The organism is Neisseria mucosa (assembly GCF_003044445.1).
GTDB classification, from domain to species: Bacteria; Pseudomonadota; Gammaproteobacteria; order Burkholderiales; family Neisseriaceae; genus Neisseria; species Neisseria mucosa_A.
Genome location: NZ_POWX01000001.1, coordinates 1 through 26,413, shown reverse-complemented (window position 1 = coordinate 26,413; position 26,413 = coordinate 1). Strand labels below are relative to the sequence as shown.

Below are 26,413 nucleotides of genomic sequence, written 5' to 3'. Positions count from 1 at the left end.
TTGGAGACTTTCAGATGGCAAAACATGAAATTGAAGAACGCGGTGACGGCCTGATTGAAAAAATGGTCGCAGTTAATCGCGTGACTAAAGTAGTTAAAGGTGGTCGTATCATGGCTTTCTCTGCACTAACTGTTGTTGGTGATGGAGATGGTCGTATTGGTATGGGTAAAGGTAAGTCAAAAGAAGTGCCGGTAGCTGTTCAAAAAGCAATGGATCAGGCTCGTCGCTCTATGATTAAAGTACCTCTAAAAAATGGTACGATTCATCATGAGGTTATTGGACGTCATGGCGCTACAAAAGTCTTTATGCAGCCTGCTAAAGAAGGTAGTGGTGTAAAGGCAGGTGGTCCTATGCGCTTAGTTTTTGATGCTATGGGTATTCATAACATTTCTGCTAAAGTGCATGGTTCTACAAATCCTTATAACATTGTACGAGCTACATTAGACGGCTTGTCTAAGTTGTATACACCTGCAGATATTGCTGCTAAACGTGGCTTAACAGTAGAAGACATTTTAGGAGCAAGCCATGACTGAGCAAAAAAAGATTAAAGTTACATTGGTGAAGAGCCTGATTGGTACAATTGAATCTCATCGTGCATGTGCTCGTGGTTTAGGTTTGCGTCATCGTGAGCATACAGTAGAGGTTTTAGATACCCCTCAAAACCGTGGCATGATTAACAAAATCAGCTACTTGTTGAAAGTGGAGTCTTGATATGTTTCTAAATTCTATTCAACCTGCTGAGGGTGCTACCCACGCCCGTCGTCGTGCGGGTCGTGGTATTGGTAGCGGTTTAGGTAAAACTGGTGGCCGTGGTCATAAAGGTCAAAAAAGCCGTTCTGGTGGTTTTCATAAAGTAGGTTTTGAAGGCGGTCAAATGCCTTTGCAACGTCGCCTGCCAAAACGTGGTTTTAAATCATTGACTGCTGCTGCAAATGCTGAGATTCGTTTGAATGAATTGAACTTACTTGCTGTAAATGAGATTGATGTATTGGTTCTCAAGCAAGCTGGGTTGGTTCCTGCAGCTGTTTCTAATGTGAAAGTTATTGCCTCTGGTGAGCTTTCAAAAGCTGTTGTCTTGAAAGGCATTAAGGCCACTAAGGGTGCTAAAGCAGCGATTGAAGCTGCTGGTGGTAAAGTGGAAGAATAAGGCTTGCATTATAGTGGCTAATCAACAATCTTTATCAGGCTTGTCCAAATTTGGAGATCTGAAAAAACGCCTAACGTTTCTTTTAGGGGCGTTAGTTGTTTTTCGTATTGGTGCTCATATTCCAGTACCTGGCGTAGATGCTGTTGCTTTAGCTAAATTATACGAAAGCGCTGGGAACGGCATACTAGGCATGTTGAACATGTTTTCTGGTGGTTCGTTAGAGCGCTTTAGTATATTTGCAATTGGCATCATGCCATATATTTCAGCATCAATAATTGTTCAGTTGGCTTCTGAAATTGTTCCTTCTTTAAAGGCATTAAAAAAGGAAGGTGAGGCTGGTCGAAAAGTTATTACGAAATATACAAGATATGGTACGGTACTATTGGCCATCTTACAGAGTTTTGGTGTAGCTACCTTTGTATTCCAGCAAGGTGTGGTTGTTACTAATTCTTTGGAGTTCCATATTTCTACTGTAGTCAGCTTAGTCACAGGTACAATGTTCCTGATGTGGTTAGGTGAGCAGATTACAGAACGTGGAATTGGGAATGGTATTTCTTTGATCATTACTGCTGGTATTGCTGCCGGTATTCCTTCCGGTATCTCGAGATTATTAGCTTTAACGAGTCGAGGATTTGGTTTGCCCATAGCAATTGTTATTGGTGCGTTACTGTTAATTTATATTGTTGTATATTTTGAAAGTGCTCAGCGTAAAGTTCCTGTGCATTATGCAAAACGCCAAGTTGGTAGTGGTGTAATGCAAGGTTCAAATACGCATATGCCCTTTAAGTTGAATATGGCAGGCGTAATACCTCCCATTTTTGCATCAAGTATTATTTTGTTTCCATCAACTTTGTTAAGTTGGTTTGGTCCTAGTGATACAGGCGGTTTGTTGCATAAAATTGCTGGTTTGCTTCAGCATGGGCAAGCTTTGTATATTTTGCTATTTACAGTGGCAATTATTTTCTTTTGCTATTTTTATACAGCCTTGGTTTTTAGCCCAAAAGAAATGGCAGAGAATTTAAAGAAAAGTGGTGCTTTCGTGCCAGGAATTCGACCAGGTAAGCAAACTTCGCAATATCTGGAACAGGTTGTGTTGCGTCTCACTTTATTTGGTGCGTTATATATTACAACTATTTGTTTAATTCCAGAGTTCTTGACAACAGCTTTGAATGTTCCTTTTTATTTGGGTGGTACATCTTTACTAATTTTAGTTGTAGTGACAATGGACTTTAGTACCCAAATTAACTCTTACCGCATGACTCAACAATATGAGAGTTTAATGAGCGGTCTTGATATGAAATCTTTATCACGTAAGTAGAATTATGGCTAAAGAAGATACCATACAAATGCAGGGGGAGATTCTTGAAACTCTACCTAACGCAACTTTTAAAGTAAAGCTTGAGAATGACCATGTTGTATTAGGTCATATTTCCGGGAAAATGCGTATGCACTATATCCGGATCTCTCCTGGGGATAAGGTGACGGTAGAACTGACACCTTATGATTTAACTCGAGCTCGGATTGTTTTTCGAGCTAGATAGAACGATATAAGGAAATATAATGCGTGTACAACCATCTGTAAAGAAAATTTGCCGCAACTGTAAGATTATCCGTCGTAATCGAGTAGTTCGTGTAATTTGTACTGATCCTCGTCACAAGCAGCGTCAAGGCTAAGGGAACTTTTCTTTTAGTAAGACTTTGTGGTATAGTGACGAACTTTGCCGTTTAAAGGAAAAAATATGGCTCGTATTGCAGGGGTGAATATCCCTAATAATGCACATATCGTAATTGGCTTGCAGGCTATTTATGGTATTGGTGCTACTCGTGCTAAATTGATTTGCGAGGCAGCAAATATTGCTCCCACCACTAAAGCAAAAGATTTGGACGAGGCTCAATTAGACGCTTTGCGTGAACAAGTTGCTAAATATGAAGTAGAAGGTGACTTGCGTCGTGAAGTAACGATGAGCATCAAACGATTGATGGACATGGGTTGTTATCGTGGTTTCCGTCATCGTCGTGGTTTGCCTTGTCGTGGTCAACGCACTCGCACAAATGCCCGTACCCGTAAAGGTCCGCGTAAAGCGATTGCTGGTAAAAAATAATTTTTAAGGAATTTTATTAATGGCTAAAGCAAACACAGCTTCGCGTGTACGTAAAAAAGTACGTAAAACCGTAAGCGAAGGTATTGTGCATGTACATGCTTCTTTCAACAATACCATCATTACAATCACTGACCGTCAAGGCAATGCATTGTCTTGGGCTACCTCTGGCGGCGCTGGTTTTAAAGGTTCTCGTAAAAGTACACCATTTGCAGCTCAGGTAGCCGCAGAAGCAGCTGGTAAAGTTGCCCAAGAATATGGCGTTAAAAATTTAGAAGTTCGTATAAAAGGTCCTGGCCCTGGTCGAGAGTCTTCTGTACGTGCACTCAACGCTCTTGGTTTTAAAATTACCAGTATTACTGACGTTACTCCGTTGCCTCATAACGGTTGCCGTCCGCCTAAAAAACGTCGTATTTAAAGGAGTGATTGAAACATGGCACGTTATATTGGCCCTAAATGTAAATTGGCACGTCGAGAAGGCACCGATTTATTTTTGAAGAGCGCTCGTCGTTCTTTGGATTCTAAATGTAAACTTGATTCAGCTCCTGGTCAGCATGGTGCAAAGAAACCACGTTTGTCTGACTATGGCTTGCAACTGCGTGAAAAACAAAAGATTCGTCGTATTTATGGTGTTTTGGAACGTCAATTCCGTCGCTATTTTGCAGAAGCAGATCGACGTAAAGGCTCTACCGGTGAATTACTGTTGCAATTGTTAGAGTCTCGTTTGGATAATGTAGTATATCGCATGGGATTTGGCTCGACTCGTGCAGAAGCACGTCAGCTGGTTTCTCATAAAGCAATTACCGTTAACGGTCAGGTTGTAAATATTCCTTCTTTCCAAGTTAAAGCAGGTGATGTTGTAGCTGTTCGTGAGAAAGCTAAAAAACAAGTTCGTATTCAAGAAGCCTTAACTTTGGCAACTCAAATTGGTTTGCCAAACTGGGTCTCTGTTGATGCAGACAAATTGGAAGGTGTATTTAAAAATATGCCGGATCGTTCAGAATTAACTGGCGATATTAATGAACAGCTGGTGGTAGAATTCTACTCTAAATAATGCTAGCTCAGTGAGGGACAGTTAAATGCAAAATAGCACAACCGAATTTTTGAAACCTCGTCAAATTGATGTCGATACTTTATCTACAACTCGTGCAAAAGTATCTATGCAGCCATTTGAGCGCGGTTTTGGTCATACTTTAGGTAATGCTTTGCGTCGTATCTTACTGTCATCCATGAATGGTTTTGCTCCTACTGAAGTGGCCATTTCCGGTGTGTTGCACGAATACTCTACTGTTGATGGCGTTCAAGAAGATGTTGTCGATATTTTATTGAATGTCAAAGGTATTGTATTTAAGCTGCATGGACGTGGTCAAGTTCAGTTAACTTTGAGAAAGTCAGGTGCCGGGGCAGTTGTTGCCGGTGATATCGAATTGCCACATGATGTGGAAGTTTTAAATCCTGAACATATTATTTGTCATTTGGCTGAGAACGGTCAAATTGAGATGGAAATCAAAGTTGAGCAGGGTCGTGGCTACCAATCTGTTTCCGGTCGTCGTGTCGTCCGTGATGAAAACCGTCAGATTGGTGCAATTCAGTTGGATGCGAGCTTTTCGCCCATCAGTCGTGTTAGCTTTGAAGTTGAACCTGCGCGCGTAGAGCAACGTACGGACTTAGATAAGTTAGTTTTAGATATTGAAACTGATGGTTCTATTGATCCTGAAGAAGCTGTACGTAGTGCCGCTCGTATTTTAATTGATCAAATGTCTATCTTTGCTGATTTGCAAGGTACTCCAGTAGAAGAAGTTGAAGAAAAAGCTCCTCCTATTGATCCTATCCTGCTGCGCCCGGTAGATGATTTGGAATTAACTGTACGTTCAGCTAATTGTCTAAAAGCTGAAGATATTTATTATATTGGCGATTTGATTCAACGTACTGAAACAGAGCTTCTTAAAACTCCGAATTTGGGTCGTAAGTCTTTGAATGAAATCAAAGAAGTGTTGGCATCTAAAGGTCTGACACTAGGTTCCAAATTGGAAGCTTGGCCGCCTGTAGGCTTAGAAAAGCCGTAAGTTTGAAGATTAAAGGATAATGACATGCGTCATCGTAATGGTAACCGCAAATTAAACCGTACAAGCAGCCATCGCGCTGCAATGCTGCGTAATATGGCGAACTCATTGTTGACTCACGAGACTATCGTGACAACTTTGCCTAAAGCTAAAGAATTGCGCCGCGTAGTAGAACCCTTGATTACATTGGGTAAAAAACCTTCCTTGGCAAACCGTCGTTTGGCATTCGACCGCACTCGTGATCGTGATGTTGTGGTTAAATTGTTTGATGAATTGGGTCCACGCTTTGCTGCCCGAAATGGTGGCTATGTTCGTGTGCTGAAGTATGGTTTCCGAAAAGGCGATAATGCCCCGTTAGCACTCGTTGAATTAGTTGATAAAGCTGATAATACAGTTAGCGAATAATTGCTTTGAAATTAAGTGTCATCCGCATTGCGGATGACATTTTTTATTGGTAATTCAAGATTTTGAATTGCATGCTATAAATTATTTTTTAGTTAGGTAATTATTTAGTTATCGTTATTTGTTTGTGTTTGAAGTTTTTCATTTTCGTGTTTTGAAACAAATTTCTTTAATAGAGCGTTTCATTTGAACAAAGTGCCAAGATTGATTTGGAAAATTACTTTTTTTAAAGTATTTACTTCATGAGAACTTGTATTTTCAGACGATCTTTTGCCAAAATAAACAAATCTGTATAAACTTCATATTTTTCTTGTCGGAGTGCTGCTTGTTCCCGCAAACAGCTGAGACCGCGCCAGCGGAATCCGTAGAACCTGTCGGGGTAATGCCTGCGTAGGAAACAAGCTGTCAAACGCCTGAAAAGGCTTCCGTTCCCTTTCCCGCATTTCCCGCCATTCGGTGGATTCCGCTTCCGTCTTATCTTTCGTCCTCCCGACTGCCCAAATACTGCAAAGGAATCCACCATGCCCCGTATCGCCATTCTCGGCGGCGGCCTCTGCGGCCGTCTGACTGCCTTACAACTTGCAGAACAAGGTTTATCGGTTGCCCTCTTTGACAAAGGCGGGCGCAAAGGCGAAAACGCCGCCGCTTATGTTGCCGCCGCCATGCTCGCACCAGCTGCAGAAGCAGTCGAAGCTACGCCTGAAGTCATCAAACTGGGCAGACAGAGCATTCCGCTTTGGCGCAACATACGAGGTCGTCTGAAAACACCGACCATGCTGCAGGAGAACGGCAGCCTGATCGTGTGGCACGGGCAGGACAAACCATTATCCGGCGAGTTCGTCCGCCATCTCAAACGCGGCGGCGTGGCGGATGACGAAATCGTCCGTTGGCGCGCCGATGAAATCGCCGAACGCGAACCGCAACTCGGAGGACGTTTTTCAGACGGCCTTTACCTGCCGACCGAAGGTCAGCTCGATGGGCGGCAGATGCTGTCTGCGCTTGCCGACGCTTTGGACGGGCTGAACGTCCCTTGCCACTGGGAACATGAATGTGCCCCCGACGACCTGCAAGCCCAATACGACTGGCTGATCGACTGCCGCGGCTACGGCGCAAAAACCGCGTGGAACCAACCTCCCGAACACACCAGCACCTTGCGCGGCATACGCGGCGAAGTGGCGCGGGTTTACACACCCGAAATCACGCTCAACCGCCCCGTGCGCCTGCTGCACCCGCGTTATCCGCTCTACATCGCCCCGAAAGAAAACCACGTCTTCGTCATCGGCGCGACCCAAATCGAAAGCGAAAGCCAAGCCCCCGCCAGCGTGCGTTCAGGGTTGGAACTCTTGTCCGCGCTCTATGCCGTCCACCCCGCCTTCGGCGAAGCCGACATCCTCGAAATCGCCACCGGCCTGCGCCCCACGCTCAACCACCACAATCCCGAAATCCGTTACAGCCGCGCCCGACGCCTGATTGAAACCAACGGCCTTTTCCGCCACGGCTTCATGATTTCCCCCGCCGTAACCGCGGCCGCCGTCAGATTGGCAGTGGCACTGTTTGACGGAAAAGACGCGCCCGAACGTGATGAAGAAAGCGGTTTGGCGTATATTGAGAAATAAGTTTGAGGTCGTCTGAAAACGTCGTGCTATCAATTTTATAAAGGTAACAATATGAATTTAGAAACCAAAATTCCGCCGCCGGCGATATGTTTTATTTGTGCGTTGTTGATGTACATTTCTGTCCAAGTGTCGGCTTTGGCCGGCATACTGCCGCGCTTTCCTATATTGCTGTCGGTTGTTTTGATGGTGTTTGGGACTTTGTTGGGCGTATTGGGTGTGTGGGCGTTTCGCCGTGTGCGCACGACCATCAGCCCGTTCAACCCCGAACAAACCGAACACTTCGTTTCAGACGGCGTTTACCGTTTCAGCCGCAACCCGATGTATGCGGGTATGGGCTGCTGGCTGGTCGCATGGGCGGGCTATTTGGCGCACCCGCTGCCGTGGTTGTTTTTGGCTGCATTTGTTGCCTATATGACACGCTTTCAAATCATGCCCGAAGAACGAGTTTTGGCGCAGAAATTTGGCGCAGAATACGAGTCTTACTGTCGGCGCGTTCGCCGTTGGTTATAAGAGGGGGAAGCTTCCCATCAAGTATCATCCGTCTTCTACTTTACGGCATGAATGTGAATACTCGATGTTTTCAGACGACCCCATTAGATGGCTATACCAAGCTGCTCACTTTAACTTAAACAACAAAACAAAAAGGAAAACGTCATGATTGAACAAGCAATAGGAAACCTGTCAGGTATCTTTTGGATTTTCCTGCTCGTCATTCCCCTACTTTTTTTGAAAGCTCTGCTCCAAAATCCCAAAGTAAAAGGACGCATAGGCGAACGGGCAGTCCGTTCTGTAATCGGAAAAGATTTGGATGAAGAAACCTATATCGAATTTCACGATTTGATTATTCCGTCCCGCAGCTGCACGACGCAAATCGACCATATCTATGTTTCAATTTTCGGGATATTTGTCATAGAAACCAAAAATTACACAGGTTGGATTTTCGGCAGCGAGAAGCAATCGAAATGGACTCAAGTCGTCTATAAGCAGAAACACTACTTTCAAAATCCGTTGCGCCAAAATTACGCACACATCAAAGCATTATCCGAACTGCTGAAACTGCCGGAAGAAAAATTTCATTCAATGGTGGTTTTTCTCGGTGATTGTGAATTGAAAACGCAAATGCCGCCGAATGTCTGCCGTATCAGACAGGCAGCATCCTATATCAGACGTTTTCAGACGACCTTATTGCTGCCACAGGAAATAGAAGCGGCAACCGCCGTGCTGTCTTCAAACGAATACCAAGCCGATGGCGAAAAACTGCGGGCGCATACCGAACGCCTGCAAGAACGCCATCAGCGATAATTTAAAAGGACACCCCATGACCTTCCCGCCCCTAAAATCCCCGCTCAAATTCTACGCCGTCGTTCCCACCGCCGATTGGGTGGAGCGCATGGTTAAAGCAGGTGCCGACACGGTGCAACTGCGTTGTAAAACCCTGCACGGCGACGAATTGAAACGTGAAATCACCCGCTGCGTCGCCGCCTGTCAGGGCAGCCGTACCCAGCTTTTCATCAACGACCACTGGCGCGAGGCGATAGAAGCGGGCGCATACGGCGTGCATCTCGGACAGGAAGACATGGACGCCGCCGACCTTGCCGCCATCGCCGCCGCTGGTTTGCGTTTGGGTTTGAGTACGCACTCCGTCGCCGAACTCGACCGCGCCCTGTCCGTACATCCCAGCTACGTCGCCAGCGGCGCGATTTTCCCGACCACAACCAAGCAAATGCCCACCGCCCCGCAAGGCTTGGACAAACTGCGCGAATATGTGAAACAGGCAGGCGGCACGCCCGTCGTCGCCATCGGCGGCATCGATTTGAACAACGCCCGAGCCGTACTCGCCACCGGCGTTTCCTCCCTCGCCGTTGTCCGCGCTGTGATCGAAGCGGAAAATCCCGAAGCCGTGGTTAAAGCGTTTCAGGCTTTGTGGAATGAATAAGGTCGTCTGAAAACCAAATTTCAGACGACCTGCGAAAGCGAAAAGGTTCGATTTATAGTGGATTAAATTTAAATCAGGACAAGGCGACGAAGCCGCAGACAGTACAAATAGTACGGCAAGGCGAGGCAACGCCGTACTGGTTTAAATTTAATCTACTATACCGTGTAGGCAAAACTTAGCCCGCTATAAATACAGAAATATCGAGAAACCATGAACATCATCTTAAACGGCGAACCCGCCGAACTTCACGGCACAACCGTTGCCGACCTCATCGCCCAAACCGCGCCGCAAAAGCCCTTTGCCGTCGCCGTGAATACCGGATTTGTCGCCAAAGGCGCGTATGCGGAAACGGTTTTGAACGAAAACGACAAAGTCGATATCGTGCGGCCGGTGGTCGGCGGCTAGGCGGTTTTGCCTTTTCAGACGACCTCTGTCCCCAAAACAACGTTATAGTGGATTAACAAAAATCAGGACAAGGCGACGAAGCCGCAGACAGTACAGATAGTACGGCAAGGCAACGCCGTACTGGTTTAAAGTTAATCCACTATACAAAGGAACCCATCATGCTCACCCTATACGGAGAAACTTTCCCTTCACGGCTGCTGCTCGGCACGGCTGCCTATCCGACCCCTGAAATCCTCAAACAATCCATCCAAACCGCCCAGCCCGCGATGATTACCGTCTCGCTGCGCCGCGCGGGAAGCGGCGGGGAGGCACACGGTCAGGGATTTTGGTCGCTATTGGAAGAAAGCGGCGTCCCCGTGCTGCCAAACACAGCAGGCTGCCAAAGCGTGCAAGAAGCGGTAACGACGGCGCAGATGGCGCGTGAAGTGTTTGAAACCGATTGGATCAAACTCGAACTCATCGGCGATGACGACACGCTGCAGCCCGATGTGTTCCAGCTCGTCGAAGCGGCGGAAATCCTGATTAAAGACGGCTTCAAAGTGCTGCCTTATTGCACCGAAGACCTGATTGCCTGCCGCCGCCTGCTTGACGCGGGCTGTCAGGCGTTGATGCCGTGGGCGGCGCCGATTGGCACGGGTTTGGGCGCGGTTCACGCCTACGCGCTGAACGTCCTGCGCGAACGCCTGCCCGACACGCCGCTGATTATCGACGCGGGCTTGGGTTTGCCCTCGCAGGCGGCTCAAGTAATGGAATGGGGGTTTGACGGCGTATTGCTGAACACCGCCGTTTCCCGCAGCGGCGACCCCGTCAACATGGCGCGCGCCTTTGCACTCGCCGTCGAATCCGGACGGCTGGCATTTGAAGCCGAACCGGTCGAAGCACGCACCAAAGCGCAAGCCAGTACGCCGACCGTAGGGCAGCCGTTTTGGCATTCGGCGGAATATTGACGGATAGCGTGTTGCGGGTATGTGAAAAGGTCGTCTGAAATTTCAGACGACCTTTTTACGGCAATGTCTAACGGCCTGGTCGCGAAAAGGGAAGGGCGTTTTGAGTGGAACGTGTTATGCCATGAAAACTTGCTTTCAGACGACCTCTTGCCTTTTCCTTTATAATCCATCCATCTATTTTTCACTTATTTCAAGCAGGTTCACCATGTCCAAACCCACTCTCCTCCTCGTTGACGGCTCTTCTTATCTCTACCGCGCGTATCACGCGATGGCGCAATTGACCGCGCCTGACGGTGCGCCGACGGGTGCGCTTTACGGCGTGTTGAATATGCTGCGTCGTCTGCGGGCGGATTATGTGCATGATTATTGCGCAGTGGTGTTTGATGCGAAGGGCAAGAATTTCCGCCACGAGATGTTCCCCGACTATAAGGCGACGCGTCCGCCGATGCCGGACGATTTGCGTCCGCAGGCGGAAGCCTTGCCGGATTTGGTGCGGCTGATGGGCTGGCCGGTGCTGGTGATTCCGCAAGTGGAAGCGGATGACGTTATTGGCACGCTGGCGGCGATGGCAGGCGAAGCGGGTTGGAATGTGGTGGTGTCTACCGGCGATAAGGACATGGCGCAGTTGGTGAATGAGCGTGTGACGCTGGTGAACACGATGAGCGGCGAAACGCTGGATATTGAGGGTGTAAAAGAAAAATTCGGCGTGCGCCCCGACCAAATCCGCGATTATCTTGCGCTGATGGGCGACAAGGTGGACAATGTGCCGGGCGTGGAGAAATGCGGCCCGAAAACGGCGGTGAAGTGGCTGGAAGCCTACGGCTCGCTGGCCGGTGTGATGGAACACGCTGCGGAAATCAAAGGCAAGGTGGGCGAAAACCTGCAAGCCGCGTTGCCCCAACTGCCGCTGTCGTATGATTTGGTAACGATTAAAACTGATGTGGATTTACACACCGAGCTTTCAGACGGCCTCGAAAGCCTGCGCCGCACTTCGCCGAAATGGTCGCAGCTTGCGGTCGATTTCAAACGCTGGGGCTTCCGCACTTGGTTGAAAGAAGCGGAAAGCCGTATGTACGAAGCGGCGGACGGCGATTTGTTCGGCAGCGATACGATAGGCGAACAGGCGGCGTTGGACATGGAAACGTCGTCTGAAAAAATCATAGAACATGCCCCAGCCCCTGAAAAGCTGGATTATCAAGCCGTTACCACCGAAGCGCAGTTTGCCGCTTTGTTGGACAAACTGTCGCAGGCAGACACAATCGGCATTGATACGGAAACCACTTCCCTAGACGCAATGAACGCCGCGCTGGTCGGCATCAGCATCGCGTTCCAAGCGGGCGAAGCGGTTTACATTCCCGTAGGACACAGCCTGACTGCTGCGCCCGAACAGCTTGATTTGCAAGACGTATTAGGTCGCCTGAAAACACATTTGGAAAATCCCGCCCTGAAAAAAATCGGACAAAACCTCAAATACGACCAACACGTTTTCGCCAACTACGGCATCGCCCTGAACGGCATTGCCGGCGACGCCATGCTCGCCTCCTACATCATCGAGAGCCATCTCGGACACGGCTTGGACGAATTGTCCGAACGCTGGCTGGGCTTGGAAACCATTACTTACGAATCGCTGTGCGGCAAAGGCGCGAAGCAAATCGGGTTTGCCGACGTCGCCATCGAGCAGGCGACCGAATACGCCGCCCAAGACGCCGATTTCGCCCTGCGCCTCGAAGCGCACCTGCGCGCGCAAATGGACGCCAAACAGCTTGAAATGTATGAAAAAATGGAGCTACCCGTCGCACAGGTTTTATTTGAAATGGAACGCAACGGCGTACAAATCGACCGCGCCGAACTCGCCCGTCAAAGCGCCGAACTCGGTGCCGAACTGATGAAGCTCGAACAAGAAGCCTACTCCGCCGCAGGCCAGCCGTTCAACCTCAACTCGCCCAAACAGCTTCAAGAAATCCTGTTCGACAAAATGGGCATCCCCACCAAAGGCCTGAAAAAAACCGCCAAAGGCGGCATTTCCACCAACGAAGCCGTGCTCGAACAGCTCGCGCCCGACTACCCCTTGCCCAAAATCATCCTGCAAAACCGCAGCCTGGCGAAACTCAAATCCACCTACACCGACAAACTGCCCGAAATGATTTCCCCCAAAGACGGCCGCGTGCATACCACCTACGCCCAAGCCGTCGCCATTACCGGCCGCCTCGCCAGCAACAACCCCAACCTGCAAAACATCCCCATCCGCACCGCCGAAGGCCGCCGCGTACGCCGCGCCTTCACCGCACCGCAAGGCAGCGTCATCGTTTCCGCCGACTATTCCCAAATCGAGCTGCGCATCATGGCGCACCTCTCCGGCGACAAAACCCTCATCGCCGCGTTCCAAAACGGCGAAGACGTACACCGTCGCACCGCCGCCGAAGTGTTCGGCATCGCCCCCGAAAACGTCTCGCCCGAACAACGCCGCTACGCCAAAACCATCAACTTCGGCCTCATTTACGGCATGGGCCAATACGGCCTCGCGAAATCATTGGGCATAGACAACCTGTCCGCCAAAACCTTCATCGACCGCTACTTCGCCCGCTATCCCGGCGTCGCCGAATACATGCAGCGCACCAAAGAACAAGCCGCCGCCCAAGGCTTCGTCGAAACCCTGTTCGGCCGCCGCCTCTACCTGCCCGACATCCGCAACAAAAACGCCAACGCCCGCGCCGGAGCCGAACGCGCCGCCATCAACGCCCCCATGCAAGGCACCGCCTCCGACCTCATCAAACGCGCCATGATAGACGTGTCCCGCTGGCTTTCAGACGATCTCTTGCAAAGCAAACTGATTATGCAGGTGCATGACGAACTGGTGCTGGAAGTACCCGAAGCCGAGCTGGATTTAGTGAAAGAAAAACTGCCGCAGATTATGGCGAAAGTGGATGAAGGGATGTTGAAAGTGCCGCTGGTGGCTGAGGTTGGCGTGGGAATGAATTGGGAAGAGGCGCATTGAGATGGTATGACGTTTAACAGATTGTTTTGAGAAAGGGATAAGACAATGAATGCTCAAGATTTAATTAATGAAGGCATAGAGTTATTTAATAACAAAAAATTTGACGAAGCGATTGAGAAGCTGAATCAGGCTTTAGATGGGATTGAAGATAAAAAGAGCAAGATTCTGATCAATGCACAACATTGGCTAGGCCGTTGCTATTTAGAGCAGGCGATGAAAGCCAAAGGCAAGGATTCGGAACAGTTATTTGTACAGGCAGTTGAGCATTTCCACCAGCAATTATTGCTTGCCGAACAGCTGGTAGATGAACAAAACAGCTTTCAAGAACAAAACCATGCCCAACATTGGTTAGGTCATTGCTATTTAAAGCAAGCGATGAAAGTTAGAGGAAAGGATTCGGAACAGTTATTTGTACAGGCAGTTGAGCATTTCCAGCAATCGTTGGAATTTGCCAAAAAGTTGAAAGGCACAAACAGTATTCAGGAACAAATCAATGCTCAATCTTGGCTAGGTTTTTGCCATTTAATACAGACAATACAAGCCAAAGGTAATGCTGCGGATGAGTTGTTTAGGCAGGCTATTGAGCATTTTCAACAGTATTTGTATCTTGCTAAACAGTTGGAGGGCAAAAACAGCATTCAGAAACAGAACGAAGCCGAATCTATACTAGGCATTTGTTATTTTCAGCAGGCCCTAAAGGTCGAAACTGAAGTGGCAGCTGAGCTTGAACAGAATGATAAATATTGTCAACAACGACTGGAGCTTTCTAAGAAATTACTATCATCAGTTCAAGAAAGATGGGGCAGATATTTCGAATGGAAAGAACAGAAAATACAACGAGATTTATTTCAAACTCAAGAAGGAGGATTAATAAACGCCATCACTACCATTCTGGCAGTTTTAAATATCCCTCCTATGGAATTAGGATCAACTCCTCTTGCCCATTATACTTCGCCTTCAGTATGCGAAAGATTATTCGGCATTGTCAGTGATAAAGCCGATGATAAAGTTTCTGTTGACAGTAATAAGGTTAGTCCAATGAGAATTGGCAGCTCCACTTATATGAACGACCCGACCGAAGGGGAAGGGCTGTTGGAGCTGCTGAATCTGCAGGATTTGGAATTGGAAAACAAGGCTGAATGCCCTGCCTATAATGCTTTCTTTACCTGCTTTTCCAGCCGCGTAAACGATTTGAACCAGTTCCGCCTGTATGGTAAAGAAAACGGCGTAGAAGCGTCGGGTTGCTGCTTGGTATTTAATAAAAGCGGGGATTGGTTGAAAGAGCCTGATATTTCTGCTTCGTTCAGAAGTTTTACAAATAAACAGAATAAAGGTTTCAAAGAGTCAATAGAGGCAGATGTAGCGGGTTCAGAAGATGAAAACCTGCCGCTTTATCAGGTAGCTTATATCGCTTATCACGATGAATATATTGCTGAAGAGAAATGTGGTAAATGGTTGTTGAATAAGAATAAACTAAAATTCGGCATTCGATTAAAACCTGTAGGAAAAAATCCAAGTTGGCATCAATTGCGTATCGACAAGCTTGAAAAAGCGTTGATGGAGTTAATGGAAAAATCTAATAATATCAGCGATGAAGACAAAAAAGCTTTGGAATATATCCGCTATCTATTTAAAGATTTTGCTTTCCGTGATGAGGAAGAGTTCCGATTGCTGAAAATTGAACAAATCGGTTCGGACAAAATCGAATATTGCCCAACCACAAAATCCGTCTATCTGCCTTATGCCGATATACGCGATATTGTGGACGAAGTCATTTTGGGAACGAATTACGAAAAGAGTGGAAAAGAGCGCAAGGCGGAAGTGTTTCAGCATTTGATGCGCAAGCATTATCCAAACGTTAAAGTTTCCCGCTCGTCGTTGCCGATTAATGCCAATCCGCCGATTAAAAAGGATTAACCAGCAGTAGGTCGGATACTTGTATCCGACAAAAGCCGCTGTCATCTCAAATAGCCGTCGGATTCGAGAATCCGACCTACTGAAACTGGGCATCGGGTATAAGGTGTATGCGATACGCACGCACGCGGTGCTTGCAACCCAAAACCCACCCAAGGTCGTCTGAAAACTTGTTTCACTTGTTTTCAGACGACCTTTATTTTAGGCAGCGGGGTAGGGCGGGTCGTCTGAAAGGCGGTTTGCCCTAGCGTGTTAAATCATGTTAGGTTATGATGTTTCTTTTAATATATAAATAGATGGCCGACAGGTCGTCTGAAATGGAGAAAAGGCATGAATGCCGTAGTGATTGCAGTAATCGTGATGCTCGTGTTGTCGCTGTCGCGCGTACACGTCGTATTGAGCCTGACTGTCGGTGCGTTCGTCGGCGGCTTGGTGGCCGGAATGCCGCTGGAAAACGTCGTGGATGCGGCTGGCAATGTTACTCAGTCGGGGATTATTCCCGTGTTTAACGAAGGTCTGAAGGGCGGCGCGCGGATTTCTTTGTCTTATGCGATGCTCGGTGCGTTCGCGATGGCGATTACCTATTCCGGGCTGCCGCAGCAGCTTGCGGGCGGCATTATCCGCAAACTCAATGGCAGTCAGGATGCAGTAAAAGGCGAGAGTTCGGTGAAATGGACGCTGTTGCTGATTATTTTGGCGATGGGCATCATGAGTCAAAACGTCGTGCCTATCCATATCGCCTTCATTCCGATGATTATTCCGCCGCTTTTGCTGGTGTTTAACCGTTTGAAAGTTGACCGCCGATTGATTACTTGCGTGATTACGTTCGGATTGGTTACGACTTATATGTTCCTGCCTTTCGGCTTCGGTGCGATTTTCTTAAACGACATTCTTTTGGGCAACATCAAATCTGCGGGTATGGATGTAAAAGACATCAGCGTCATGCACGCGATGGCGATTCCTGCCTTGGGTATGGTTTCGGGGCTGATTTTGGCGTTTATCCATTACCGCAAACCGCGTTCTTATCAAACCAATACCGTTGATACCGAGGACAACCGCGAAGCATCCGAACAACCGCAACCTTCAGCTTACCGCAGTCTGGTGGCGGCAATCGCAATCGGCGTGTGTTTTGCGATTCAGTTGATGTATGAAGATTCGCTGGTATTGGGCGCGATGCTGGGTTTTGCCGTCTTCATGATGCTTGGCGTGATGAACCGTAATGCCGCCAGTGATGTGTTCGGCGAAGGCATAAAAATGATGGCGATGGTCGGTTTTATCATGATTGCAGCACAAGGCTTTGCGGCAGTCATGACTGCGACAGGCGAAATCAAACCACTGGTCGAACACAGTATGCAGCTTTTCGGCAGCAATAAAGGCATGGGGGCATTTGCCATGTTGTTTGTCGGATTATTGGTTACCATGGGTATCGGCTCTTCTTTCTCCACTTTGCCGATTATTACCGCGATTTATGTGCCGCTGTGTATCAGCCTCGGCTTCTCGCCGCTGGCAACCGTTGCCATCGTCGGCACGGCGGGCGCGTTGGGCGATGCCGGTTCGCCCGCTTCCGACTCGACGCTCGGCCCGACCATGGGTTTGAACGCTGACGGACAACACGACCACATCCGCGACTCAGTCATCCCGACCTTTATCCACTACAACATCCCGCTGATGATTGCCGGCTGGATTGCCGCGATGGTGCTGTAAATGAGCGAAATGGACGAATTGGAACACCGCATCACCGAGCTGGAAATCCAAACCGTGCTTCAGGAAGACTTAATTGGCAGCCTGAACGATACGGTGGCGAAAATGCAGCAGACGCTGGATTTACAGCAGGCGCAGTTGAGGCTGCTTTATCAGAAAATGCAAGACAAAGGCGCAAACGGAGAGCGCGAACCTTACAGCCTGCGTGATGAAATTCCGCCGCATTATTGAAGCGGGAATATGAAAGAAGGTCGTCTGAAAAAAAACAGAATCCAGGTTTTCAGACGACCTTTTGGCGTTATCAATATCTCGCCATCGTCCCATCCACCTGCAAAGCCCAAGCATCAATCCCGCCTTGCAGGTTAAACAGATTTTCAAAACCCGCGTCCGCCAGATACATCGCCGTATGCAGGCTGCGGATGCCGTGGTGGCAGTAAACCACAATCGGCAAATCGTCGTCGGGCAGCTCGTTTTGGCGCAGTGGAATCAGGTTCATCGGGATATGGATGGCATCGGGCAGGGCGCAGACGGCGGTTTCCTCGTCGGTGCGCACGTCCAACAGATGGAACGCGCGGCCTTCTTGCTGCCATTGTTGCAGTTGCAACGGGGTGAGTTGTGGAATCGTCATGATGTTGTGTGTGTGAAATGATGGAAACAATGAAAGGTCGTCTGAAAACGTTTCGCCATGTCCGGCTGGTTTTCAGACGACCTTTGAGTTCAAAAAAGATTAAAAATCGAAATCGCCGAAAGGACGGTTTTCTTTATCGTCCAAATGCGCGACCAGCGTGTCGAACAAGACTTTTTCTTCAAATTGATCGCCCTTGCGCGTAATCAGCAGCGCGCGCTGTACCGGCTGACGACCGACGATGACTGCCATGCGGCCGCCGTCTTTCAACTGCTCTTTCAATACTTCGGGCACGCGATCCACCGCGCCGCCGACGTAAACCGCATCAAACGGCGCGCCTGCGGAAGGCTCAGTCAGCCCGTTGTTTTGCACATAATCGATGTTGTCCAAAGCCAAACCGTCCAACACTGCTTTGGCGCGGTTTTGCTGCTCGGCATCGAGGTCATCTGAAACCACTTTGCCCGCCAGTTTCGCCAAGAGCGCGGTCGCATAGCCCGAACCCGTGCCAATTTCCAGAACCGTATCGGTTTGGGTCAGCTTCAAACCCTGCGCCAACCGCGCCACGACTTTCGGCTCGAGCATCTTATGACCATTGGCAAGCGGCAGCTCCATGTCGGCATACGCCAAGCCCTGCAAAGACTCGTTCACGAAACGCTCGCGCGGAATCTCCTCCAAAGCGTCCAAAACGTCAAAATCCAATACATCCCACGGACGGATTTGCTGCTCGACCATGTTGAACCGCGCTTTTTCAAAATCCATTTTGTGCTCCGTTAAATAATTGTTTTAGCAATGGCAGACATTATAAAACCACACAACCGCCGCGCCAACTTCAGCGCGCGCCGCCCGCCTGTTTTTTCAGTCTCAAGCCGCCTGACGCGAAGCCTTAAACCGTTTTTCCAAAATCTTCGCCAGTTCGCCCAAATACAAAGCATCCGTTTCATCAAATTGCGCCAGATGTTCGCTGTCCACGTCCAACACGCCGATGCAAAGGTCGTCTGAAAACAGCGGAACCACAATTTCCGAGCGCGACAAAGACGAACAGGCAATATGGTCGGGATGCGCGTTCACATCCTTGACCACCAGCGTCTCGCCCTTCGCCCAAGCCTGACCGCACACCCCGCGTCCGAACGAAATCCGCGTACATGCCAAAGGCCCCTGAAATGGTGCCAAAACCAATTCGTCCGTGCGCGTATCGACCAAATAAAAACTCACCCAAAACCAGCCGAACGCTTCCTTCAAAACCGCCGCCGTGTTCGCCAAATTCGCCACCCAATCCGTCTCATCCGCCACCACAGACTCAATCTGCGGCAACACCTCCCGATAAAGCGCGGCCTTGTCCGAAGCTGAAAAATGAAGCGTGTGCATAGCCATGTCCTATATATGTTTATATCAAGCAGTTATTATAGAACAGGTCGTCTGAAACAGCATTTCAGACGACTCCAAGTAGCCATCCCGTATCTAAACATTCCGCCCGTTTCAAGTTGCGAACCCGTCGCATATCCACTAAACTTCACGTTACATCACGCTACACGCAGCGTACAGCCAAAGAAACACAACACGGAGCAAAAAAGATGCATCACCAAATCGGAATGTGGGATCAAAAATGGGTCATCGGCAACTGGAAAATGAACGGTCGACTCCAAAACAACAACGCACTCATGCACCGCTTCCGCATCATGCCCACCGCCGAACGCGTCCTCATCGGCCTCGCCGCCCCGACCGTTTACCTGTTGCAACTGCACAACGCCATGCAGATTGTCCTCAACAACCGCATCCTCACCTGCGCCCAAGACGTCAGCCGTTTCCCCAACAACGGCGCCTACACAGGTGAAGTCTCCGCAGAAATGCTCGCCGACATCGGCACAGACATCGTCCTCATCGGACACTCCGAACGAAGCCTCTATTTCGGCGAGAAAAACGAAATCCAACGCCGCAAAATGGAAAACGTCCTCAACGTAGGCCTGATTCCCTTATTGTGCGTCGGCGAAAGCCTCGAAGAGCGCGAAGCCGGCAAAGAACACGAAGTCATCGCCCACCAACTCTCCGTATTGCAAGGGCTGGACACCAAAAACATCGCCGTCGCCTACGAGCCGGTATGGGCAATCGGCACCGGCAAAGTCGCCACCGTAGAACAAATTGCCGACATGCACGCATTCATCTACAAAGAAATCTTGTCTTTGTGCGGAAGCGATGTTAAAATCCGCGTTCTTTACGGCGGAAGTGTGAAAGCAGACAATGCAGCCGACATCTTCGCAGTACCTCATGTAGACGGCGCATTGGTTGGCGGCGCGTCATTATCATATGACTCATTTACCGCCATCATCAACGCAGCACAAGCCTCGTAGAAAACATATGGAAGCCTTTAAAACCCTTATCTGGATTATTAATATTATTTCCGCTTTGTCAGTGGTTGTGTTAGTATTGCTGCAACACGGCAAAGGCGCGGACGCAGGCGCGACCTTCGGGTCAGGCAGCGGCAGCGCGCAGGGCGTATTCGGTTCCGCAGGCAACGCAAACTTCCTGAGCCGCGCAACCGCCATAGCAGCAACTTTCTTCTTCGCAACCTGCATGGCAATGGTTTATATCCATACCCATACAAACAAACACGGTTTGGACTTCAGCAACGTACAACAAACCAAGCAGGCACCTAAGCCCGTCGCTCCCGCTGAAAACCAACCCACACCTGCTGCACCCGCTCCTCAGCAGCAGAAATAACAGTTTTTCAAATGCCGACATGGTGAAATTGGTAGACACGCTATCTTGAGGGGGTAGTGGCCGTAGGCTGTGCGAGTTCAAATCTCGCTGTCGGCACCAACACACAAAAACGCTTAGAAATTCTAAGCGTTTTTTTCGTTTAATCCCGTCTAATGCCATTAACCAAGCCTAATAAACACAAGGCTTTCAGACTGATTGCTATCCTATTGTCTTCTTCCTGATTGTATAATTCCGTCTAATTCAGCTTAATTGAAGCAACCAATATTAGGGGGTATGATTCGGGGTATCTGAAAATACCCCCTAAAACATACCCCCACCATGCCCCTGAATGACCGACAAATCAAAAACGCCAAGCCCGCCGAAACAGGGAAAAAGACCAAGCTGTTTGACGGCGGCGGTTTGTACCTTGAAATTACACCGGCGGGCGGGAAAGTTTTCCGCCTGAAATACCGTATAGATGGCAAAGAGAAAACATTTACTATCGGCAAATATCCGACCATATCACTGGTAGAAGCCCGCCAAGCCGCCGAAAATGCCCGCCGCTTGCTTGTATCGGGGCAAGACCCCAGCGAAGCCAAGCAACAGGAAAAACGCGAACGGCAAGCCGCCGCTTTAAATACCTTTGAATCAATCGCCCGCCGCTGGCATACCGACAATCTACACCGCTGGAAAGAAAACCACGCCGCCCGTATTATTTTCGACTCTGAAAAGGTGTTGCCCTAACTACCCTCTTTCTTAGCGGTTTTTTATTTTCGATTATCTGATGCGATACACGAAACCTTGTCAGATATTTTGGATTTATTCATGAATGAAATCCAATGGAGGCCATTCCTCACTCAAGGGCGCGACGATTTCAAACGTCTGATCTTGATAGTCGAATTTGATTTTCCAAGCATGGAGAAACATCCTCGATGCAGCTTTCCCGCCGTAGAGCGTATCGCCCAAAATCGGACTGCCCAAGCTTTTCATGGAGACACGAAGCTGGTGGGTTTTGCCTGTGTGCGGATGCAGGACAAACAAGCGCAGACCAGCTCCTAGGCTTTGGCTGCCAAACTCGGTCACGGCGGGATTTTCCATGCCGCGCGTCAGTTTCCATGCGCCGCGCCGCGATTTTTCCATATCGCCTTTGATCCAACCTTGCTTCTTAGACGGCTTGTCCGTTGCCAGCGCCAAATAAGTTTTACGCATGGTTTTCGCGGCAAACTGCTGCGCCAGCTTCGATGCGCTTTGCGGGTTCAGGGCAAACAGCAGCACGCCGCTGGTCAGCTTGTCCAAGCGGTGCAGCAGCCAAATCTGCTCAAGACCGAGCTGTGCCGCCAGCGTCTGCGTCAGGCTGACTTCGCCCTCTTCCTGATGTACGGATACGCCGCAAGGTTTGTTAATGGCAACAAAATCCGGATGTCTAAATAAGATTTCCCACATTTCAGACGACCTATTTCAACATAATGCCGCCACCGGACAAAGTGATGACGCCCAATACGCAAAACAGTACGCAGGCGGAAATCCGCACGGCTTTGGCGGGGATTTTTTTCATCAGCATATCGCCCAGATAAACCACGGGAACGGTTGCCAACATCAGTCCGGCGACACTGCCGAGTACGACCATGGATAAGGATTGGTATTTTGCCGCCAGCAAGACCGTTGCGATTTGGGTTTTATCGCCGATTTCCGCCATGAAAAACAGGAAAACCGTCGCTCCGAACGCGCCGTATTTGAGCCATCGGCTGTCGGGGCTTTCATCTTTATCGGGCAAGAGCAGCCACAAGCCGACCGCGATGAAGCTGATGCCGATGACCCATTTGACGGTCTCAGGAGAAATGGCTTCCGCCAGCCATACGCCGACAAATGCGGAGACCAAATGATTCAATAAAGTGGCAATGAAGATGCCGGAGACTACCGCGTTTTTCTGGGCGAAACGTGCGGCAAGGAAAAGAGCGAGCAGTTGCGTTTTATCGCCGATTTCGGCAATGGCAACGCCCAACATTGAAGAGAAAAATGCTTCCATAAGATACTCAACCGAAGCGGGCAAAAACAAAAAGCGTTGCACATACCGCCCGCAAGGGTATGGACAACGCTTACGTCTTGCCTGTCTTCCAGTTGTCTGGAAGATGCCGCCACCATGACCGATCTTTGTCGAACTCAGTCAATTATGTTGATAACGGCTCTGATGATCAGCAAACATCAGATGGCTACTCCCGTAAGAGTGTGCGCATTATAAAGATGGAAGGGGAGGGATGCAATAAGTAATTGGCGGCTAAGGGGGCGTCTGAAACCTTGGAAGATGGTGAAAGAAATTATGCTATGATGCCCTAAGGTCAAAATCCACCGGAGTATTAATGCAAAAGTATTGGATATTGTGCATCGTTTGTCTTTTGGTATGGTGTGCTGTTTTGAGCTGGCTGCATCTATGTGCTGTTAATGTGGAAAAAAGGTCGTCTGAAAACCTGTCTTCTGCCGATATTGCCGTTGTTTTAGGTAATGCTGTTAACCGCAGAGGAAAACCTAATCCTTGTTTGCGCTCGCGGGTTGAAGCAGGTGTCAGATTGTATCGGCAAGGTAAGGTGGGTGAATTGCTGATGAGCGGAGGAACGGACGACGACGGCAGCAATGAAGCTCAAACTATGCACGATATGGCCGTGGAAATGGGTGTACCGTCCGAAAAAATACGGTTGGAAGAACATTCGGAAAGTACATATGAAAATATTGTGCTGAGTGTACCGAAGCTACGGGATGCGAACAAAATCATCATTGTCAGCGATGCTTTCCATCTTGCGCGAGCCTCTTGGTTTGCTAAGCGCTATTGGCAGGGTAAAACTGTTGAATTGTATGCTTCAGGGGCGTGCGGTGATTCGACGTTAAATTATTTGCGCAAACTGTCTCGGGAGGTGCTTGCATGGGTAAAAGCGGTTGCGCTTTACAGTTAGGGGATGACTATTATTTTTTTATAATAGTGGATGGCCATGCTTTTGACTGACTACAATCTCAATACGAAGAGGTCGTCTGAAAACCCAATTTCAGTTTTCAGACGACCTCTCTTATATTTCCTGCTAATTACATTCCAGGGAACATTCCTTTCATGCCCTTCATGCCTTTTGCCATACGCATCAATTTGCCCAGTCCTTTTCCGCTGAACATTTTCATGACTTGTTGCGATTGTTCAAACTGTTTGAGCATTTTGTTGACTTCCTCAACACTGGTGCCGGCGCCTGCTGCAATGCGGCGTTTGCGGCTGGCTTTGAGCAGGGTTGGGTTGGCGCGTTCTTTAGGCGTCATGGAATTGATGATGGCTTCGACTTTGCCCATGGCTTTTTCAGCCGTGCCTTCGGGAATCTGTTTGGAAATCTGACCTAGTTCGCCCGGCATTTTTGACATCAGGCTTTCCAGCCCGCCCATATTACGCATTTGCTGGATTTGTTCTTTAAAGTCATTGAGGTCGAAGCCTTTGCCTTTTTGCAGCTTCTTCGCCATTTTGGCAGCGGCTTCTTCGTCTATACCTTTTTGGACATCTTCAATCAGGCTCAACACGTCGCCCATGCCGAGGATGCGGCTGGCGATACGGTCTGGGTAGAAGGGCTCGAGTCCTGTGATTTTTTCACCGATACCGATGAATTTGATAGGTTTTCCGGTAACGTGGCGCACAGACAATGCCGCACCACCACGAGAATCGCCGTCCATTTTGGTCAGGATGACGCCGGTCAGCGGAAGGGCTTCGTTAAATGCTTGTGCGGTGTTTACGGCGTCTTGGCCCAACATGGCATCGACGACGAATAAGGTTTCCACAGGTTTGACGGCTGCGTGCAGGGCTTTGATTTCATTCATCATCTCTTCGTCAATCGCCAAGCGTCCGGCGGTATCAACCATTAAGACGTCGTAAAAGTGTTTTTTTGCATAATCAATCGCCGCGGTGGCAATTTCGACAGGCTTTTGGTTGGAATCGGAAGGGAAGAAGTCGATGCCGACTTGCTCAGCCAAAAGGCGCAACTGTTCAATAGCGGCAGGGCGGTACACGTCGGCTGAAACGACCAAGACTTTTTTCTTCTGTTCGTTTTTCAGCAGGCGTGCGAGTTTGCCGACAGTGGTGGTTTTACCGGCACCTTGCAGACCTGCCATTAAAACGACAGCAGGCGGTACAGCCGCCAAGTCTAAAGAGGAATTCTCCTTGCCCATCAATTCGATCAGGGCTTCGTTGACTACGCCGATAAAGGCTTGGTCGGGAGTCAGGCTGCCGGTAACTTCCTGTCCGAGAGCTTTTTCTTTGACGTTGTTGACAAATTCTTTTACGACGGGCAGAGCCACGTCCGCTTCGAGCAGGGCAAGGCGGACTTCCCGCAGAGCTTCTTTGATGTTGTCTTCTGTCAGTTTTGCTTGACCGCGGATATTTTTGAAAACTTTACTAAAGCGGTTGGTTAAGTTGTCTAACATGCTTGTCCTTGGTAATGATAATAGCTGCCCTGTTCGGGGCATTCTTTGCTAAAATAAAATTGAGATTATTTTACACTATCGCGTGCGGTTATGTATGCGCGCCAAGAAAGTTTGTTATGCCGACTATCCTGATTTGCCTGATACTGGTGTATGCCGGATTGGGTATATTCGTTTGGTTCAACCACAAGACCCGAGATATTAAAGATTATCCCCTAAAAGCCGAACTGGCAGTTTTGGGTGCCGCGTTAACCATGCACGGTGCCGTATTGCTCATGCCTGTCATTCAAGACAAAGTATTGATTATGGGCTTTGGGTATTCCGTCAGTTTGATTGTATGGTTAATGCTGCTGGTGTATTTCGTTGGTAGTTTTTTCTATCGTCTGCGCGGATTGCAGCTGCTTTTATATCCGTGCGCAGCGTTTACTTTGTTATTGGGTGCGCTGTTTCCGGGTAAATATGTCGGCTACCAAATCAATGATTTGCCGTTTATGTCGCACATTGGTACATCGCTGTTGGCATACGGTTTATTCGGTATTGTGACTTTGTTTGCCGTTTTAATTTTGCTGCTCAACCGTAATCTGCATAGAAGACGTGTTTCCAGTTTGTCCGGTTTTTTGCCGTCTTTACTGAGTTTGGAAAAACTCATGTTTCAGGGGATGTGGGTAGGTTTTATTTTATTGACCTATTCAGTTGTCAGCGGGACTTTTTTTGCAGAGGCTGTATTTGGCAAACCTGTTACATTTACCCATAAAACAGTATTCGGCATCCTTTCATGGCTAATTTATGGCGGCTTACTGCTTAAACACAGCATGACTGCTTGGCGCGGTAAAAAAGCCGCCGTTTGGACAATTATCGGATTTGTCAGTCTCATGTTTGCTTATGTAGGAAGCAAGTTTGTATTGGAAATCTTGTTACAGCGTTAAGATGAAAGTTATTCGGTTAATGGTGTATTTGGATTAACAAAGGTCGTCTGAAATTGATTTCAGACGACCTTTGTTATTTGTTGATGTGTAAGTTGGTGGTTTTGAGTTGTTTGGATTTGGGATTGAGGGTGTTTTGAAATAATGTGTTGAGAGTTCTGAAATAAAAGCTGTTGAATTTCAGATTGTTGTCGGTTTTTGCAGAATTTTTTGCGGTTTGGGAGTTGACGGTTTTTGAGGAGGAGGGTATAGTTCGGTTCTTCGCTGCTTCGGCGGCGGTTGAACGAACTGACAAGTATATCACAGTTGGTCTGATTTTTCGAGGTTTTGAGAAAGGTTTTGATTGACAATGATTTGAAATGCTTTATAATTCGTTTTCGCTCTTTAACAAAACAGATTACCGATAAGTGTGAGTGCGACAGCCTCACACTGTTTGAAAGACAGACAAGATGATGTTTTAGACATTGTCCTGTCGGTTTCTTTGAAGCAGACCAGAAGTTAAAAAG

32 protein-coding genes, 1 tRNA gene and 1 riboswitch are annotated in these 26,413 nt (G+C 48.5%); of the genes, 27 read left to right on the top strand and 6 right to left on the bottom strand.

Going from position 1 to position 26,413, the window contains the following annotated elements; translation table 11 throughout:
• Positions 1-14: 14 nt before the first annotated feature.
• The 21 genes from rpsE (at position 15) to DBY90_RS00070 (ending at position 17,456) form a co-directional block, all read left to right on the top strand.
• A complete protein-coding gene (rpsE, locus tag DBY90_RS00170) occupies positions 15-533 on the top strand; it encodes a 30S ribosomal protein S5 (protein WP_003742903.1) in 519 nt (172 codons plus the stop codon).
• The gene (gene rpmD / locus DBY90_RS00165) at positions 526-711 is read left to right on the top strand and encodes a 50S ribosomal protein L30 (RefSeq protein ID WP_039855919.1); all 186 of its coding nucleotides are present in this window, start codon (positions 526-528) and stop codon (positions 709-711) included. The genes rpsE and rpmD overlap by 8 nt, the downstream gene beginning before the upstream one ends.
• Before the next feature lies 1 nt (position 712).
• Complete coding sequence (rplO, locus tag DBY90_RS00160) at positions 713-1,147, top strand: 50S ribosomal protein L15 (protein ID WP_003742904.1); 435 nt, start codon at positions 713-715, stop codon at positions 1,145-1,147.
• Between the two features lie 13 nt (positions 1,148-1,160).
• Positions 1,161-2,465 carry a preprotein translocase subunit SecY gene (gene secY / locus DBY90_RS00155; RefSeq protein WP_070493517.1) on the top strand — a complete coding sequence of 435 codons (1,305 nt, stop codon included), beginning with the start codon at positions 1,161-1,163 and terminating at the stop codon, positions 2,463-2,465.
• 4 nt (positions 2,466-2,469) lie between these two features.
• Positions 2,470-2,688 carry a translation initiation factor IF-1 gene (infA, locus tag DBY90_RS00150; RefSeq protein WP_003684714.1) on the top strand — a complete coding sequence of 73 codons (219 nt, stop codon included), beginning with the start codon at positions 2,470-2,472 and terminating at the stop codon, positions 2,686-2,688.
• Between the two features lie 19 nt (positions 2,689-2,707).
• Entirely contained in the window at positions 2,708-2,821 is a 114-nt protein-coding gene (gene rpmJ / locus DBY90_RS00145) for a 50S ribosomal protein L36 (protein ID WP_003697674.1), read from the top strand.
• Between the two features lie 65 nt (positions 2,822-2,886).
• Positions 2,887-3,249, top strand: coding sequence for a 30S ribosomal protein S13 (rpsM, locus tag DBY90_RS00140; RefSeq protein WP_003749295.1), 363 nt, complete (start codon positions 2,887-2,889; stop codon positions 3,247-3,249).
• A 19-nt stretch (positions 3,250-3,268) separates the two neighbouring features.
• Entirely contained in the window at positions 3,269-3,664 is a 396-nt protein-coding gene (rpsK, locus tag DBY90_RS00135; protein WP_002216249.1) for a 30S ribosomal protein S11, read from the top strand.
• A 15-nt stretch (positions 3,665-3,679) separates the two neighbouring features.
• Positions 3,680-4,300: a 30S ribosomal protein S4 gene (gene rpsD / locus DBY90_RS00130; protein WP_070493452.1), complete on the top strand. Its 621-nt coding sequence runs from the start codon at positions 3,680-3,682 to the stop codon at positions 4,298-4,300.
• A gap of 25 nt (positions 4,301-4,325) precedes the next feature.
• On the top strand, positions 4,326-5,312 hold the full coding sequence (locus DBY90_RS00125) for a DNA-directed RNA polymerase subunit alpha (RefSeq protein WP_049228586.1): 987 nt from the start codon (positions 4,326-4,328) through the stop codon (positions 5,310-5,312).
• 24 nt (positions 5,313-5,336) lie between these two features.
• Positions 5,337-5,714 carry a 50S ribosomal protein L17 gene (rplQ, locus tag DBY90_RS00120; protein ID WP_019271041.1) on the top strand — a complete coding sequence of 126 codons (378 nt, stop codon included), beginning with the start codon at positions 5,337-5,339 and terminating at the stop codon, positions 5,712-5,714.
• A 301-nt stretch (positions 5,715-6,015) separates the two neighbouring features.
• A riboswitch (TPP riboswitch) is annotated at positions 6,016-6,125 on the top strand.
• Positions 6,126-6,232: 107 nt separating this feature from the next.
• Positions 6,233-7,327: an FAD-dependent oxidoreductase gene (locus DBY90_RS00115; RefSeq protein WP_070493447.1), complete on the top strand. Its 1,095-nt coding sequence runs from the start codon at positions 6,233-6,235 to the stop codon at positions 7,325-7,327.
• Between the two features lie 51 nt (positions 7,328-7,378).
• Positions 7,379-7,837: a methyltransferase family protein gene (locus tag DBY90_RS00110; protein WP_003742911.1), complete on the top strand. Its 459-nt coding sequence runs from the start codon at positions 7,379-7,381 to the stop codon at positions 7,835-7,837.
• 144 nt (positions 7,838-7,981) lie between these two features.
• The gene (locus DBY90_RS00105) at positions 7,982-8,629 is read left to right on the top strand and encodes a nuclease-related domain-containing protein (protein ID WP_003742912.1); all 648 of its coding nucleotides are present in this window, start codon (positions 7,982-7,984) and stop codon (positions 8,627-8,629) included.
• Between the two features lie 16 nt (positions 8,630-8,645).
• Positions 8,646-9,263, top strand: a complete 618-nt coding sequence (gene thiE / locus DBY90_RS00100; RefSeq protein WP_003742913.1) for a thiamine phosphate synthase — start codon at positions 8,646-8,648, stop codon at positions 9,261-9,263.
• Positions 9,264-9,473: 210 nt separating this feature from the next.
• Complete coding sequence (thiS, locus tag DBY90_RS00095; protein ID WP_003684673.1) at positions 9,474-9,668, top strand: sulfur carrier protein ThiS; 195 nt, start codon at positions 9,474-9,476, stop codon at positions 9,666-9,668.
• Between the two features lie 158 nt (positions 9,669-9,826).
• Positions 9,827-10,615: a thiazole synthase gene (locus tag DBY90_RS00090; RefSeq protein WP_003742914.1), complete on the top strand. Its 789-nt coding sequence runs from the start codon at positions 9,827-9,829 to the stop codon at positions 10,613-10,615.
• Between the two features lie 205 nt (positions 10,616-10,820).
• On the top strand, positions 10,821-13,610 hold the full coding sequence (gene polA / locus DBY90_RS00085) for a DNA polymerase I (protein WP_070493779.1): 2,790 nt from the start codon (positions 10,821-10,823) through the stop codon (positions 13,608-13,610).
• 45 nt (positions 13,611-13,655) lie between these two features.
• Positions 13,656-15,527: a hypothetical protein gene (locus DBY90_RS00080; protein WP_070774714.1), complete on the top strand. Its 1,872-nt coding sequence runs from the start codon at positions 13,656-13,658 to the stop codon at positions 15,525-15,527.
• 327 nt (positions 15,528-15,854) lie between these two features.
• Positions 15,855-17,228: a Na+/H+ antiporter family protein gene (locus DBY90_RS00075; RefSeq protein WP_107986345.1), complete on the top strand. Its 1,374-nt coding sequence runs from the start codon at positions 15,855-15,857 to the stop codon at positions 17,226-17,228.
• A complete protein-coding gene (locus DBY90_RS00070) occupies positions 17,229-17,456 on the top strand; it encodes a SlyX family protein (RefSeq protein ID WP_070493773.1) in 228 nt (75 codons plus the stop codon). It begins immediately after the preceding gene.
• A gap of 70 nt (positions 17,457-17,526) precedes the next feature.
• Here DBY90_RS00070 and DBY90_RS00065 read toward each other — a convergent pair whose 3' ends face one another.
• The 3 genes from DBY90_RS00065 to DBY90_RS00055 all read right to left on the bottom strand — a co-directional run bounded on the left by DBY90_RS00065 (position 17,527) and on the right by DBY90_RS00055 (position 19,215).
• On the bottom strand, positions 17,527-17,853 hold the full coding sequence (locus DBY90_RS00065; RefSeq protein ID WP_003768427.1) for a rhodanese-like domain-containing protein: 327 nt from the start codon (positions 17,851-17,853) through the stop codon (positions 17,527-17,529).
• Positions 17,854-17,952: 99 nt separating this feature from the next.
• Positions 17,953-18,609 carry a protein-L-isoaspartate O-methyltransferase family protein gene (locus DBY90_RS00060; RefSeq protein ID WP_070493764.1) on the bottom strand — a complete coding sequence of 219 codons (657 nt, stop codon included), beginning with the start codon at positions 18,607-18,609 and terminating at the stop codon, positions 17,953-17,955.
• 102 nt (positions 18,610-18,711) lie between these two features.
• Entirely contained in the window at positions 18,712-19,215 is a 504-nt protein-coding gene (locus DBY90_RS00055) for a GAF domain-containing protein (protein ID WP_107986343.1), read from the bottom strand.
• 206 nt (positions 19,216-19,421) lie between these two features.
• Here DBY90_RS00055 and tpiA point away from each other — a divergent pair, with 206 nt between their 5' ends.
• The 4 genes from tpiA (at position 19,422) to DBY90_RS00035 (ending at position 21,288) form a co-directional block, all read left to right on the top strand.
• Positions 19,422-20,195 carry a triose-phosphate isomerase gene (gene tpiA / locus DBY90_RS00050; protein ID WP_003742925.1) on the top strand — a complete coding sequence of 258 codons (774 nt, stop codon included), beginning with the start codon at positions 19,422-19,424 and terminating at the stop codon, positions 20,193-20,195.
• 7 nt (positions 20,196-20,202) lie between these two features.
• Positions 20,203-20,565 carry a preprotein translocase subunit SecG gene (gene secG, locus DBY90_RS00045; protein ID WP_070493758.1) on the top strand — a complete coding sequence of 121 codons (363 nt, stop codon included), beginning with the start codon at positions 20,203-20,205 and terminating at the stop codon, positions 20,563-20,565.
• Positions 20,566-20,578: 13 nt separating this feature from the next.
• Positions 20,579-20,664 (top strand) — tRNA-Leu (locus DBY90_RS00040).
• A gap of 219 nt (positions 20,665-20,883) precedes the next feature.
• A complete protein-coding gene (locus DBY90_RS00035; RefSeq protein WP_003742929.1) occupies positions 20,884-21,288 on the top strand; it encodes a tyrosine-type recombinase/integrase in 405 nt (134 codons plus the stop codon).
• Between the two features lie 75 nt (positions 21,289-21,363).
• Here the strand turns inward: DBY90_RS00035 and DBY90_RS00030 are convergent, their stop codons facing one another.
• Together DBY90_RS00030 and DBY90_RS00025 are read right to left on the bottom strand one after the other, a co-directional pair.
• The gene (locus DBY90_RS00030) at positions 21,364-21,987 is read right to left on the bottom strand and encodes a TIGR01621 family pseudouridine synthase (RefSeq protein ID WP_070493756.1); all 624 of its coding nucleotides are present in this window, start codon (positions 21,985-21,987) and stop codon (positions 21,364-21,366) included.
• A 10-nt stretch (positions 21,988-21,997) separates the two neighbouring features.
• Complete coding sequence (locus DBY90_RS00025) at positions 21,998-22,570, bottom strand: TMEM165/GDT1 family protein (protein WP_070493750.1); 573 nt, start codon at positions 22,568-22,570, stop codon at positions 21,998-22,000.
• A 331-nt stretch (positions 22,571-22,901) separates the two neighbouring features.
• Between DBY90_RS00025 and DBY90_RS00020 the strand changes: the two genes are divergently transcribed.
• A complete protein-coding gene (locus tag DBY90_RS00020; protein WP_070493748.1) occupies positions 22,902-23,489 on the top strand; it encodes a YdcF family protein in 588 nt (195 codons plus the stop codon).
• A 127-nt stretch (positions 23,490-23,616) separates the two neighbouring features.
• Here DBY90_RS00020 and ffh read toward each other — a convergent pair whose 3' ends face one another.
• Positions 23,617-24,987: a signal recognition particle protein gene (gene ffh / locus DBY90_RS00015; RefSeq protein ID WP_070493744.1), complete on the bottom strand. Its 1,371-nt coding sequence runs from the start codon at positions 24,985-24,987 to the stop codon at positions 23,617-23,619.
• A 116-nt stretch (positions 24,988-25,103) separates the two neighbouring features.
• Between ffh and DBY90_RS00010 the strand changes: the two genes are divergently transcribed.
• Positions 25,104-25,910 carry a cytochrome C assembly family protein gene (locus DBY90_RS00010; RefSeq protein WP_107986341.1) on the top strand — a complete coding sequence of 269 codons (807 nt, stop codon included), beginning with the start codon at positions 25,104-25,106 and terminating at the stop codon, positions 25,908-25,910.
• Positions 25,911-26,413: the final 503 nt, after the last annotated feature.